13 protein-coding genes are annotated in these 11,542 nt (G+C 68.5%); 6 read left to right on the forward strand and 7 right to left on the reverse strand.

Annotation, left to right across the window (positions count from 1 at the left end; all coding sequences use genetic code 11):
• Positions 1–47: 47 nt before the first annotated feature.
• Positions 48–1,094, reverse strand: coding sequence for a bifunctional transcriptional activator/DNA repair enzyme AdaA (locus FIU66_RS11450; protein ID WP_167622882.1), 1,047 nt, complete (start codon positions 1,092–1,094; stop codon positions 48–50).
• Positions 1,095–1,163: 69 nt separating this feature from the next.
• Complete coding sequence (meaB, locus tag FIU66_RS11455; RefSeq protein WP_167622883.1) at positions 1,164–2,132, reverse strand: methylmalonyl Co-A mutase-associated GTPase MeaB; 969 nt, start codon at positions 2,130–2,132, stop codon at positions 1,164–1,166.
• A gap of 63 nt (positions 2,133–2,195) precedes the next feature.
• Between meaB and FIU66_RS11460 the strand changes: the two genes are divergently transcribed.
• The 3 genes from FIU66_RS11460 (at position 2,196) to FIU66_RS11470 (ending at position 4,710) form a co-directional block, all read left to right on the forward strand.
• Positions 2,196–2,537 (forward strand): SoxS protein, encoded by a 342-nt coding sequence (locus FIU66_RS11460; protein ID WP_167622885.1) that lies wholly within the window; start codon positions 2,196–2,198, stop codon positions 2,535–2,537.
• Positions 2,538–2,603: 66 nt separating this feature from the next.
• Entirely contained in the window at positions 2,604–3,896 is a 1,293-nt protein-coding gene (gene serS, locus FIU66_RS11465; RefSeq protein WP_167622886.1) for a serine--tRNA ligase, read from the forward strand.
• Positions 3,897–3,963: 67 nt separating this feature from the next.
• Positions 3,964–4,710 (forward strand): hypothetical protein, encoded by a 747-nt coding sequence (locus FIU66_RS11470; protein WP_167622888.1) that lies wholly within the window; start codon positions 3,964–3,966, stop codon positions 4,708–4,710.
• On the opposite strand, the gene der is transcribed toward FIU66_RS11470, so the two are convergent.
• The 5 genes from der to FIU66_RS11495 form a co-directional block, all read right to left on the reverse strand.
• Positions 4,707–6,191, reverse strand: coding sequence for a ribosome biogenesis GTPase Der (der, locus tag FIU66_RS11475; RefSeq protein WP_167622889.1), 1,485 nt, complete (start codon positions 6,189–6,191; stop codon positions 4,707–4,709). The two genes, FIU66_RS11470 and der, sit on opposite strands and share 4 nt — an antisense overlap.
• Complete coding sequence (locus FIU66_RS11480) at positions 6,188–7,513, reverse strand: PQQ-like beta-propeller repeat protein (RefSeq protein ID WP_167622891.1); 1,326 nt, start codon at positions 7,511–7,513, stop codon at positions 6,188–6,190. The genes der and FIU66_RS11480 overlap by 4 nt, the downstream gene beginning before the upstream one ends.
• A gap of 39 nt (positions 7,514–7,552) precedes the next feature.
• Positions 7,553–8,221, reverse strand: a complete 669-nt coding sequence (locus tag FIU66_RS11485; RefSeq protein ID WP_167622893.1) for a hypothetical protein — start codon at positions 8,219–8,221, stop codon at positions 7,553–7,555.
• Between the two features lie 138 nt (positions 8,222–8,359).
• Positions 8,360–8,959 carry a superoxide dismutase gene (locus tag FIU66_RS11490; RefSeq protein ID WP_167622894.1) on the reverse strand — a complete coding sequence of 200 codons (600 nt, stop codon included), beginning with the start codon at positions 8,957–8,959 and terminating at the stop codon, positions 8,360–8,362.
• Positions 8,960–9,142: 183 nt separating this feature from the next.
• Entirely contained in the window at positions 9,143–9,400 is a 258-nt protein-coding gene (locus FIU66_RS11495) for a hypothetical protein (protein WP_167622895.1), read from the reverse strand.
• A 200-nt stretch (positions 9,401–9,600) separates the two neighbouring features.
• Between FIU66_RS11495 and ccmI the strand changes: the two genes are divergently transcribed.
• From ccmI to FIU66_RS11510, 3 genes are read left to right on the forward strand one after another with little or no spacing between them, the layout of a single operon-like run.
• Positions 9,601–10,812, forward strand: coding sequence for a c-type cytochrome biogenesis protein CcmI (ccmI, locus tag FIU66_RS11500; RefSeq protein ID WP_167622896.1), 1,212 nt, complete (start codon positions 9,601–9,603; stop codon positions 10,810–10,812).
• Entirely contained in the window at positions 10,809–11,279 is a 471-nt protein-coding gene (ruvX, locus tag FIU66_RS11505) for a Holliday junction resolvase RuvX (RefSeq protein WP_167622897.1), read from the forward strand. Before ccmI ends, ruvX begins: the two co-directional genes overlap by 4 nt.
• Positions 11,276–11,443 (forward strand): DUF1289 domain-containing protein, encoded by a 168-nt coding sequence (locus FIU66_RS11510; protein ID WP_167622898.1) that lies wholly within the window; start codon positions 11,276–11,278, stop codon positions 11,441–11,443. Before ruvX ends, FIU66_RS11510 begins: the two co-directional genes overlap by 4 nt.
• The last annotated feature ends 99 nt before the right edge of the window (positions 11,444–11,542 follow it).

An 11,542-nucleotide genomic window follows, 5' to 3' on the forward strand; every position in this document is an offset into this window, starting at 1 on the left:
AGGGGGTCCGGGGGACGTGAAGTCCCCCGGCCGTCGCGGGACGCAGATCACATGTAGCGCCGCTCGGCCGCGATCAGCTTCTCCTTGCGCCACAGTCCTCCTGCATAGCCGGTCAGGGTGCCGTCTGCACCGATCACCCGGTGGCAGGGCACCACCAGGGCGATGCGGTTCGTGGCATTGGCCCGTGCCACCGCCCGCATCGCGGTGGGTCGCCCGATGGCGGCTGCCAACTGGGCATAGCTCCGGGTCTGCCCGGCAGGGATGTCCTGCAAGGCGCGCCAGACGATCTGTTGGAAGGGCGTGCCATGCAAGACCACCGGCACGTCCAACCGTGGCCCCTGACCGGCGAAATAGGCGGCCAGTTGCGCTTCCGTCAGATCATGAACCGCCGTGCGACCCAGCCCCACCCGGCCGCCGACATGGGCCGACAACCGCCGCAGCCCCTGGGGAAGGGCCTTGCGGTCGATGAATTCCAGCAGGTGCAGCGCGCGGTCATCCGCAATGGCGATCATGCCGCCCAGCGGCGTGTCGATCCAGTCGGCCAGCAGGTCCGTGCCCTGCCGCAGGACGTGCGGCGCATGGCCGAACAGCCGCGCAAAGGCCGCCCGGAAGCCCGAGGCCGAATCGAATCCCGCGTCCAGTTGCGCCTCGATCATCTGCGATCCTTTCGCCAGGCTGGCCAAGGCCCCGCGCATCCGCGCCGCGCGGGCCATGTCCAGGAAGCTTTGCCCGAAATGCCGCTTGAAGGCCCGCCGCACGGTCGATGGATCGTGCCCGAGCGCCAGAAGATCAGCCTCGGACCAGCGGTGATCGGGGCGTTCCTCCAGCCGCGCCAACAGGTCGCGGACCAGCGGATCGCCCTCGGCCGTCGCGCCCAAGGGATGGCAGCGGCGGCAGGGGCGAAAGCCCGCAGCCTGGGCGGCATCGGCCGAGGCGAACCAGCGGCAATTTCCCGGCAGGGGTTTTCTGGCCGGGCAGGTCAGCCGGCAGAAGATGCCGGTGGTCGTCACGCCCACCAGGGCGCGGCCTTCCCAGGCGGGATCGCGCGCCAGCAGGGCTGCATAAAGCGTGTCGTCGTCGGGCAGATCAAGCATGTCACTCACCTTGTCCATGCCACCAACCCTAGCCGATTCGCGCGCCCTGCGGGCCGCAAAATCGGGCGTCTAATCCTGCCGCGCCAGCCAGTCCAGCATGTCGCGCGCGGCCTCGGCCGGGGCCAGGACGCCCCGGGCCACGGCATCGCCAAGCCCGGCCAGCCGGTCGCGGGCGGCGGACGTTTCCAGCCGCGCCAGCAGGCCCGCGCGCACGTCGGCGAGGAACCAGTGCCGCGCCTGTTCGGCCCGGTTGGCCGCGAAATGACCCTGTTCGCGCCGCCAAGCTGTCAGAGCCTGCATCTCGTCCCACGCATTTTTCAGGCCGTCGCCGGTCGCGGCGGATACCGGCAGTGCCTTGGGAAATTCCTGCGGATCCTGCGGGCGCTTGCGCAGCAGCCGCAGCGCGCCCGCGTAATCGGCCACCGTGCGCCGGGCGGTGCCCAGCAACTCGCCATCGGCCTTGTTGACCAGGATCAGGTCGGCCATCTCCATGATGCCGCGCTTGACGCCCTGCAATTCGTCGCCGCCTGCCGGGGCCAGCAGCAGGACGAACAGGTCGCACATCTCGGCGACAAGGGTTTCGGACTGGCCGACGCCGACCGTCTCGATCAGCACCACGTCATATCCCGCCGCCTCGCAAAGCCGGATCGCCTCGCGCGTGCGGCGCGCCACGCCGCCAAGCTGGGCGTTCGAGGGCGTGGGGCGGATGAAGGCCATGGGATTTCTGGACAGCGTCTCCATCCGCGTCTTGTCGCCCAGGATCGACCCGCCCGACCGGGTCGAGGACGGATCGACCGCCAGCACTGCAACGCGCAACCCCTGGTCTGTCAGCATCGTCCCGAAGGCCTCGATGAAGGTGGACTTGCCGACGCCGGGCGTGCCGGACAGCCCGATCCGCAGCGCCTGGCCGTCGGGCAGGTCCGCCAAAAGCGCCACCGCACGGGCGCGGTGATCGGGACGCGTCGATTCGATCAGCGTGATCGCCCGCGACAGGGCGCGCCGGTCCTTGGCGACCAGGGGTTCCAGAAGCTCGTCCATGGTCAAGGGATAGGGGGCGGCGATGCGATTGCCAAGCCACCGCCGCCACCCGATAATGCCGCCATGATCCGTTTCCTTGCCGTCCTTGCCCTGATGACGCTGCCCGCTGCGGCCGACCCCCTGCGCCTGCTGATGGTCGAGAAGGTCGGCTGCGTCTATTGCGAGGCCTGGGACCGCAATATCGGGCCGGGCTATGCGGCGTCCGACGCGGGCCGCGCGGCGCCGCTGATGCGGGTGGACATTCACGGCCCCTATCCCGACGGGCTGGCCCTGGCGCGGCGCCCCTTTGTCACACCGACCTTCATCCTGCTGGACGGCGGGTCCGAGGTGGGGCGGCTGGAAGGTCACATGACCGCCGCGCAGTTCTGGCCTGCCCTGAACGCCCTGCTGGACCAGGCCCGCTGACCGGGCTTTCCCAAGCCCACCGCATCGGCTAGTCACCGGGCAACTGTTCCAGTCCAGGTGACGACCATGCATGACATCCGTGCCATCCGGGAAAACCCCGCAGCCTTCGACGCCGCCCTGTCGCGGCGCGGGTTGTCGCCCATGTCGGATCGCATCCTGTCGCTGGACGCCGACCGCCGCGCCCGCATCGTCGCGGCGGAAACCGCCCAGGCAGACCAGAACCGCGCCAGCAAGGACGTGGGCGCCGCCAAGGCGCGCGGCGACGATGCCGAGTTCGAGCGGCTGCGCACCATGATCGCCGAGAAGAAGGCCGACGTGACCAAGATGCAGGCCGAGGCATCCTTGCTTGACGGCCGGCTGCGCGAATTGCTGATGGAGATCCCGAACCTGCCGCTGGACAGCGTTCCGGAAGGCCGCGACGAAAGCGACAACGTCGAATTGCGCCGCTGGGGAAGCCCGCGTGCCTTCGACTTCGCCCCGGTCGAGCATTACGAGATCGCGGGCGTCAAGCCGGGCATGGACTTCGAAACCGCCGCCAAGCTGTCGGGCAGCCGCTTCGTCGTGCTGAAGGGCGGGGTGGCGCGCATCCACCGGGCCCTGGCGCAGTTCATGCTGGACCTGCATGTCACGAAACACGACCTCCAGGAAACCTGGGCGCCGGTCCTGGTGCTGGAGGAGATGATGGTCGGCACTGGCCAGTTGCCCAAGTTCGGCGAGGACAGCTATCTGACGCGCGAGGGTTACTGGCTGATCCCCACCTCGGAAGTGACGCTGACCAATACCGTCAACGGCGATCTGGTCGATCATGCAAGCCTGCCCCGCCGCATGGTCGCGCATTCGCAGTGCTTCCGGTCCGAAGCCGGCAGCGCGGGCCGCGACACCACCGGGATGCTGCGCCAGCACCAGTTCGAGAAGGTCGAGATGGTGTCCATCACCGACGCCGACACGGGCGTGGCCGAACACGACCGCATGACCCGCTGCGCCGAGGCCGTGCTGGAAGCCCTTGATCTGCCCTACCGCACCATCGTGCTTTGCACCGGCGACATGGGCTTCGGGGCGCGGATCACCCATGACCTGGAAGTCTGGCTGCCCGGCCAGGACAAGTATCGAGAGATCAGCAGCGTCAGCTATTGCGGCGATTTCCAGGCGCGGCGGATGAACGCGCGCTATCGGTCGGACAAGACCGGCAAGCCGGAATTCGTCCACACGCTGAACGGATCGGGCCTGGCCGTGGGACGGACGCTGATCGCGGTGCTGGAAAACGGGCAACAGGCCGACGGTTCGGTGCTGCTTCCGCAGGCATTACGCCCCTATCTGGGCGGCGCGACGGTGCTGGGGGCGGACGGCCGGCTGGGCTGAGGCGAAAACCTGTCCGCATTGCGGCATCTTTGCCGAAACTGCGGCGCCGACAGAGGCGTTGGCAGTCATGGCGCGCGCGGCGGACATCCTTTATCTTGGGTCGGTGACGATCTTCATCGCCAGCAGCCTGACGCTGGCGACGCTGGGGCGGCCTGCCGTCCAGATCGTCGCCGCAGATTTCTCGCAGGGGCCCAGCCGGGACGCCTTCGGGATCGGCGGAACGGTTCCCGTCGCCACATTGCCGCAGCTTTACATCCAGCCGCAGAACCCGCTGATGTGGGCGCTGCTTCTGACGCTTTGGGCGCTGCTGCTTCTGGACGGGATCGGCCAGTACCTCGAGCCTTCGGATGAAGGGCCATATCCAGCCTGGCGCCCGCTTAGCCTGGCCCTGCTGGGCGGCGCGATATGGCCCTGGCTGGTAGGCGTGCACAAGCCCCTGGCCACGCTGGGGGCGCTGCTGATGCTGACGGCGGCGCTGTCGGGCGCGATCCGCGCGCGGGGTCAGCGCAGGCCCGCGCCGGCCTTTCTTGCCGGCTGGGGGGTGGCGCTTGGCACGGGAACGGTGGCGACCCTGATCGGCGCCCCTCTGTTGCTGACGACCCCGCAGACCGCGATCCTGGCCATCCTGCCCGGGTCGGTGATCGGGATGATCGCCCAGGAACGGCTGCAACGGTCCCTGGCATTCTCCATCGCGATCATCTGGGCCTTCTGCGCTGTCGCAATCACCACCATGGCCAGCAGCCCGGGCGTCGCCCTGGCCGCGATCATCGGCATCTCGGGCATGGGGGTCGTGCTGGTGCGGGCCGCGACCTAGCTGCCCTTGGGCTTTTGCCGGTTCTTGTGCTTGGACAGCGCGCCCGACTGGCTGATCTTGTTGGCCTTTTCCTTGAAGGGGTTGTCGGCCCCCTGGTCGCGGAAGAACAGCCGGATCGGCGTGCCGGGCATGTCGAAGTCCTGACGAAGCCCGTTCACCAGATAGCGCTGATAGCTGTCGGGCAGCTTGTCGGTATGGGTCGCCTTGACCACGAAGGCCGGCGGCCGGGTCTTGACCTGCGTCATGTAGCGCAGCCGGATCCGTCGCCCGCCCGGCGCGGGGGGCGGGTGGCTTTCGGTCATCGCGCCCAGCCACTGGTTCAGCCGCGCGGTGGAAATGCGGCGGTTCCAGACCTCGTGCGCCTTCAGGATGGCGGCATGCAGCCGGTCCAGCCCCTTGCCGGTACGCGCGGACACGGTAACCAGCGGCGCACCCTTCAACTGCGGCAGCAGCTTTTCAAAGTTCGCACGCAGCTCGTTCAGCTTGTGCGGCTTGTCGTCTTCCAGATCCCACTTGTTCGCAGCCACCACGACGGCGCGGCCTTCGGTTTCCGCGAAATCGGCAATGCGCAGATCCTGCTGCTCGAACGGGATGGCCACGTCCAGCAGGACCACCACCACCTCGGCAAAGCGGACGGCGCGCAGGCCGTCGGCCACGGAAAGTTTTTCCACCTTGTCCGTCACCTTGGCGCGCTTGCGCATTCCCGCCGTGTCGAAGATGCGCATGGGCGTGCCCATGAAGGTGGTCGCCACGCTGATCGAATCGCGGGTGATGCCGGCCTCGGGTCCGGTCAGCAACCGGTCCTCGCCGATGATCTTGTTGATCAACGTGGACTTGCCCGCATTGGGCCGCCCGATCACGGCCAGTTGCAAGGGACGCGCGGCAGACGGACGCCAATCCTCGGCCCCTGCCCCGCTTTCGGCATCCTCGTCCGAGATGTCGATGTCGGTTTCCGCCGCCACGGGCGACGGGCGCTCGGCCTCGATCCGGTCGGACAGCGGGACCAGGGCGCGATACAGGTCGTCCATCCCTTCGCCATGTTCGGCGCTGATGCGCAAGGGTTCGCCCAGGCCCAGGCCATAGGCTTCCATCGCGCCGGACTCGCCCGCGCGGCCCTCGGCCTTGTTGGCGGCGACAATCACGTGTTTCGCGCGCTTGCGCAGGATGTCGGCAAAGTATTCGTCGGCGGCCGTGACGCCCACGCGGGCGTCGATCACGAACAGGCAGATGTCGGCCTCGTCCACGGCCCGTTCGGTCAGGCGGCGCATCCGGCCCTGCAGACTGTCATCCTCGGCCATTTCCAGGCCGGCGCTGTCGATCACGACGAAGCGCAGGTCGCCCAGACGGGCCGCACCTTCGCGCAGGTCGCGGGTGACGCCCGGCTGGTCGTCGACCAGGGCCAGCTTCTTGCCGACGAGGCGGTTGAACAGGGTCGATTTGCCGACATTGGGCCGACCGACGATGGCGAGTGTGAATGTCATCTGAATGCGTGCAACTGGCCGTTGCGCGAGACGACGTAGATCGTCTGGCCGGCAACGGCGGGGGCGGTGGCGGCACCACCGGGGATTTCGGCCTGGCCCACAAGGGCGCCGGAATTGGGGTCGAACACCCGCATCACCCCGTCCGAGGAGACGACGAACAGGCGTCCGCCCGCCAGCACCGGGCCGAAATGCGCGTGGATGCGGTCCTGCCTGCGGACACGCTGGGTTGTGTAATAGGGAAGCTGGACACGCCAGATCGCGCCCCCGGTCGCGGCGTCCAGCCGGATCAGCTCGGCCTGGTCATTGACGGCGAAGACCGACCCGCCCGCGACGACGACAGGGCTGTTGGCCCCGTCGCGCGCAGACCAGGCCTCGATCCCGCTGTCCAATTCGACCGCGTTGATGCGCCCCGACGATGTGCCGCCATAGACGGTATTGCCCGCAATCACCGGATCGCCGGTCACGTCGCGGATATTGGCGATGGCGCGGCCGATCCGCATCCCGCCGATCTGCGCCGTCCACAAGGTCGCGCCGGTTTCCCGGTCCGCCGCCAGAAGCTGCCCGGATGCGAAGGGGAAGATCACCGTATTGCCCTGGATCGCGGGCACCGAGACGCCCATCACCCCCGCGGTCGAGGGCGTGCCCGAGGTCTGCCACAGCACCTTGCCGTCTGCGGCCCGCACCGCCCAGCCGATGTCGTTGCGGCCCAGCACATAGACCACGCCGTTCTGCACGGCAGGTCCGCCGCCAATCGGCGCGTCGACCCGCTGCCGCCACAGCACCCGGCCGGATGCCGCATCAAGCGCGACCAACTCGCCAAAGCCGCTGGTCGCATAAACCCGCCCGGCTTCATAAGCGAGGCCGCCGCCCGACACGCTGTCGCGCGTTTCAAGCGCGGGCGCGATGTCGCTGGTCCAGGCGGTGGCGCCGCCGGTGGTGGTGGCCGTCACACGCGTGCGGCTGTCCAGCGTGAAGACCAGACCGCCGCCCACCACCGGATCGGCGCTGATGCGGTGGCGCTTGCCGCTGCCATCGCCGATATTCGCCGTCCAGATGCGGGTCGTGCCCTGCCCCAGGGCCAGATGGCCCGGCTGGTGGGCTGCATTGCCCGCGCGGTGGGTCCATTCGGCATTCGTCACCGGCGCGGCAAGCCGCAGCGCGGTCGAGGTGACGGGAGCGGGGCCTTCGATCGCCGGACCGTCGGGCGAGGTCACGGCCAGCGGGTCCAGCCGCTGCCCCGGCAGGATCGTGTCCCGCTCGCCGCAGGCTTGCAGGCCAAGCGTGGCCGCCAGGGCCAGGGTCAGTCGCAGCGTGGCGGTCATTCCTCGCCTCTCCCTCGTGTGTCTGTCATTGGCCGGCGGTCAGCCGGCGGGCATGTTTTCGGACGGTTCCGGCTCGACGCCAAGCGCGATCATCATCTCGGACAGGCGCAGGCGCAAGGCCTGGGACAGGCCGTCCTTTTCCTGAATCTGGCGGATCAGGTTCACCGCGTCATCGGTCCGACCGGCCCCGATCAGGGCGATGGCCTTCTGTTCCAGGGCCAGCAGTTCGAACGGCGCGCCTGCGCGGGACAGGCGCGACAGGATCTCGTCGCGCTGCGCGGGATCCATCGTTTCGCCCTGCAGCATCACCAGCTTCAGTTCGGCCAGGTCGTGCAGCACCGTGCCCGCGGCCTGGTCGCCTGCAACGTCACGCAGCGCTTGGGCCGCGGCCTCGTCACCATCCGCCTCGGACCACTCCGAGGCTGCCAGCAGCGCGCCCAGGATGCGCCGGGATTCGGCGCCCTGCGGATCGACGTCCATGATCGCCTGGGGATCGCCCGTGGCTTCCGCCGCCAGGATCGCATCGCCCCAGGCACGGGCCTGCGCCTGGTCGCGCGCCTGGCTGTATTCGCGCCAGATGACGCCCGCGACAATGCCCAGGATGACCAGCCCCGCGACCCAGCCCCAGCGGCGGAACAGCCGGAACAGCCGCTCGCGGCGCAGATCGTCGAAAACCTCGTCGATGAAATTGTCGTTCTGGTTGGCCATGCCTGCCTTCCGCCCCGCCTTCCGCAGTCTCTTGCGCCCTGTCTTATACCGTGGCGGACCGGAAAGCCAATGCCGCGCTTGGCCGCAACAAGAAAGGCCCGGCGCGATGGCCGGGCCCTGTGCCTGCTGGCGACGGGATCACATGCGCGAGGCGACGTTTTCCCAGTTCACGAGGTTGTTGAGGAAGTTCTCCAGGTATTTCGGACGCGCGTTGCGGAAGTCGATGTAGTAGCTGTGTTCCCACACGTCGCAGCCCAGCAGCGCGGTCTGGCCGTGGCACAGCGGGTTCACGCCGTTTTCGGTCTTGGTGACTTCCAGCCCGCCTTCGGCATTCTTGACCAGCCAAACCCAGCCCGAGCCGAACTGGCCCACGCCGCCTTCGGTGAACTTCTTCTTGAAGTCGTCGACCGAGCCGAAGGCGTCAGTGATCGCCCGTTCCAGTTCCGAAGGCATGGCGCCCGGATTCGGCGCCATCATCTCCCAGAACTGGGCATGGTTCCAATGCTGGCTGGCATTGTTGAAGATGCCGTTCTGCGCGACCGCGCCCTTCTGGTAGGTTCCCTTGACGATATCCTCCAGCGACTTGCCGTCCCATTCGGTGCCCGCGACCAGCTCGTTCAGCTTGTCGACATAGGCCTTGTGGTGCTTGTCGTGGTGGTATTCCAGCGTCTCCTTGGACATGCCGCCTTCGGCCAGTGCGTCATGCGCGTAGGGAAGATCGGGAAGCGTGAAGGCCATTTTTCTGTCCTTTCAGAAGGGATTGAACATCGGTCGGACGCACAGTCCGGGATTCGCCCGACCAACGCAAGGGGGCGGGCAGGTTCCTGCTGCCAAGGCAGGGGCGGAATGACAAAGGCCGGGGGCGGATGCCCCCGGACCTTGCCGGTTCTGCGGCACGTCATGCGTGCAAGCGGGTCCCGATCAGTTCGCCGGGGCCGGAGTGGCCGGAGCCGGGGGCGTGCCCGGATCGGCAGGCTCGGCCGGCTCGACCTCGACCGCATCGTCGACGGCGGGATCGGCAGGCGCAGTCGTGCCCGCGGGTGCGGTGGTTGTCGCCGAGGTATCCGTGGTGGCGTCGGTCGCCGTGTCGTCCCCCGACATGAAGAAGAACAGCAGCGCCACCACAACGACGATGGCACCGATAATGATATACATGCGATTGCTGTTGGGCTCGGCCATTCTCGTCCCTTTCGGTTCAACATTCCATACCCGGACAATGAAGGCGGATGCCTTCCGGTTCCCGCCCATCCCGCGATGTCGGCGGCGCGTCGTCCATGCGACACACCCGCCCTGTCCACGGGCAGGGGCGCTTGCGACAGGCTGACGCTTTCCGCGCGCACCAAATCCCCCTAGAAGGTGGAGCGAACAAAGGGGGTCGAATGTTCTGGATCATCTGCGCCGCACTGACGGCTGCCGTGGGCCTGGCCATCATGGCCCCGCTGATGCGCGCCCGCGCAACTGCCGCCCAGCCTGCCGCGGCCTTCGACCTGCGCGTTTACCGCGACCAGTTGCGCGAGGTCGATCGCGATCTTGAACGCGGCGTGATCTCGGCCGAGGACGCGGCCCGGCTGCGGACCGAGATCGGCCGCAAGGTGCTCGAGGCGGATCGCCGCCTGTCCCAGGCTGCGCCCGAGGGAAAGGACGGGCGCGGCCTTCTGGCTCTTGGCGTGCTGGCCCTGCTGTTCATGGCGGCGGTGACGCTTTACCTGCGCGAAGGCCAGCCCGGCCGGGGCGACCTGCCCATCGCGCAGCGCATCGCCCAGTCCGAACAGGCCTATGCCAGCCGCCCCAGCCAGGCCGAGGCCGAGGCAAGGGCCCCGGCCCCCGCCCCGGCCGAGATCCCGGATGATTTCGCGGCCCTGATCCAGCAATTGCGCGAGGCCGTGGCCCGCAATCCCGACGATCCGCAAGGGCTGGCGCTTCTGGCCCAGAACGAACTGCGCGTCGGCAACCCCGCCGCCGCCCGCGAGGCCCAGCAGCGCCTGGTGGACCTGCGCGGCGAGGACGCCCCGCCCGAGGATCTGGTGCGCCTTTCGGCCCTGATGGTCGAGGCTGCAGGCGGCCTCATCACCCGCGAGGCCGAGGAGGTCCTGGCCCGCGCGCTTGGCAAGGATCCCTCCAACCCCCAGGCCCGCTACATGCTGGGCTTGCTGCAATTGCAGAACGATCGCCCCGACCGCGCCTTCCCGATTTGGCGCCGCCTGCTTGAGGAAGGGCCCGAGGACGCGCCCTGGATCCCGCCGATCCGCAACGCCATCAGCGACCTGGCTTGGCTGGCGGGTCAACCCGACTACGTTCCCCCGGCCCCCATGCCCGGTCCCGACGCCGATGCCCTTGCCGCCGCCGAAGACCTGACGCCCCAGCAGCGGCAAGAAATGATTGCCGCAATGGTGGCGCAACTGGAAGGCAGGCTGGCCCAGCAGGGCGGCACGCCCGAGGAATGGGCAAGGCTCATCTCGTCCCTTGTGGTGATCGGCAACGCGGACCACGCCCGCGACATCTGGGCCGAGGCGCAGACCCGCTTCGCCGCCCAGCCCGAGGCCCTGGAAACCGTGCGCCGCGCCGCGGCCGAATCGGGATTGGCAGAATGATCCATCCAGAGATCGCGGATTTCGCTGCGGACCTGCCGCCCTATGGGGCCATTGCCGGACTGGACCTGGGCACCAAGACCATCGGCGTCGCAGTCAGCGACGGGATGCGGCAGGTGGCCTCTCCGCTGACGGTGATCCGGCGGCAGAAGTTCACCCTGGACGCGGCCGACCTGCTGGCGATCGTCAGGGACCGTGCCCTGGTCGGCCTGGTGATGGGCCTGCCGCGCAACATGGACGGCAGCGAAGGCCCGCGGGCCCAGTCCACCCGCGCCTTCGCCCGCAACCTGGAACGGCTGACCCCCTTGCCCATCACCTTCTGGGACGAACGCCTGTCCACGGTGGCCGCCGAACGCGCGCTGCTGGAAGCCGACACTTCCCGCAAGCGGAGGGCCGAGGTGATCGACCAGGTCGCGGCGGGCTATATCCTGCAAGGCGCGCTTGACCGGCTGCGGTATCTGCGGGGATGATCGAAAGCCCCTGCATCAAGGTCTGCGTGATCGACCCCGCCAGCCGGCTCTGCACCGGCTGCTGGCGGACCCTGGACGAGATCGCCGCCTGGTCCAGCCTGTCGACCGAGGCCCGGCGGCGGATCATGGCCGACCTGCCCGCACGCAAGCCCCGGCAGCCCTGACATCTTCTGTGTCCCACTATCCCCAGAGGACGCCCGCAACGCGCAGGGGGCCAGGCGGCCCCTGCCCGCTTGCCGCCCGAACGGCCATCTGCGATAGAA

It is taken from the genome of Paracoccus sp. AK26, from assembly GCF_011801365.1.
GTDB lineage: Bacteria > Pseudomonadota > Alphaproteobacteria > Rhodobacterales > Rhodobacteraceae > Paracoccus > Paracoccus aerius.

What these genes read in the sequence shown, in the direction of transcription:
- FIU66_RS11460 (WP_167622885.1), top strand. Translation starts at nt 2,196, where the DNA reads ATGATCCGTTTCCTTGCCGTCCTTGCCCTGATGACGCTGCCCGCTGCG.
- FIU66_RS11485 (WP_167622893.1), bottom strand. Translation starts at nt 8,221, where the DNA reads ATGGCCAACCAGAACGACAATTTCATCGACGAGGTTTTCGACGATCTG.
- FIU66_RS11450 (WP_167622882.1), bottom strand. Translation starts at nt 1,094, where the DNA reads ATGCTTGATCTGCCCGACGACGACACGCTTTATGCAGCCCTGCTGGCG.
- ccmI (WP_167622896.1), top strand. Translation starts at nt 9,601, where the DNA reads ATGTTCTGGATCATCTGCGCCGCACTGACGGCTGCCGTGGGCCTGGCC.
- ruvX (WP_167622897.1), top strand. Translation starts at nt 10,809, where the DNA reads ATGATCCATCCAGAGATCGCGGATTTCGCTGCGGACCTGCCGCCCTAT.
- FIU66_RS11470 (WP_167622888.1), top strand. Translation starts at nt 3,964, where the DNA reads ATGGCGCGCGCGGCGGACATCCTTTATCTTGGGTCGGTGACGATCTTC.
- FIU66_RS11490 (WP_167622894.1), bottom strand. Translation starts at nt 8,959, where the DNA reads ATGGCCTTCACGCTTCCCGATCTTCCCTACGCGCATGACGCACTGGCC.
- FIU66_RS11510 (WP_167622898.1), top strand. Translation starts at nt 11,276, where the DNA reads ATGATCGAAAGCCCCTGCATCAAGGTCTGCGTGATCGACCCCGCCAGC.
- der (WP_167622889.1), bottom strand. Translation starts at nt 6,191, where the DNA reads ATGACATTCACACTCGCCATCGTCGGTCGGCCCAATGTCGGCAAATCG.
- meaB (WP_167622883.1), bottom strand. Translation starts at nt 2,132, where the DNA reads ATGGACGAGCTTCTGGAACCCCTGGTCGCCAAGGACCGGCGCGCCCTG.
- FIU66_RS11480 (WP_167622891.1), bottom strand. Translation starts at nt 7,513, where the DNA reads ATGACCGCCACGCTGCGACTGACCCTGGCCCTGGCGGCCACGCTTGGC.
- FIU66_RS11495 (WP_167622895.1), bottom strand. Translation starts at nt 9,400, where the DNA reads ATGGCCGAGCCCAACAGCAATCGCATGTATATCATTATCGGTGCCATC.
- serS (WP_167622886.1), top strand. Translation starts at nt 2,604, where the DNA reads ATGCATGACATCCGTGCCATCCGGGAAAACCCCGCAGCCTTCGACGCC.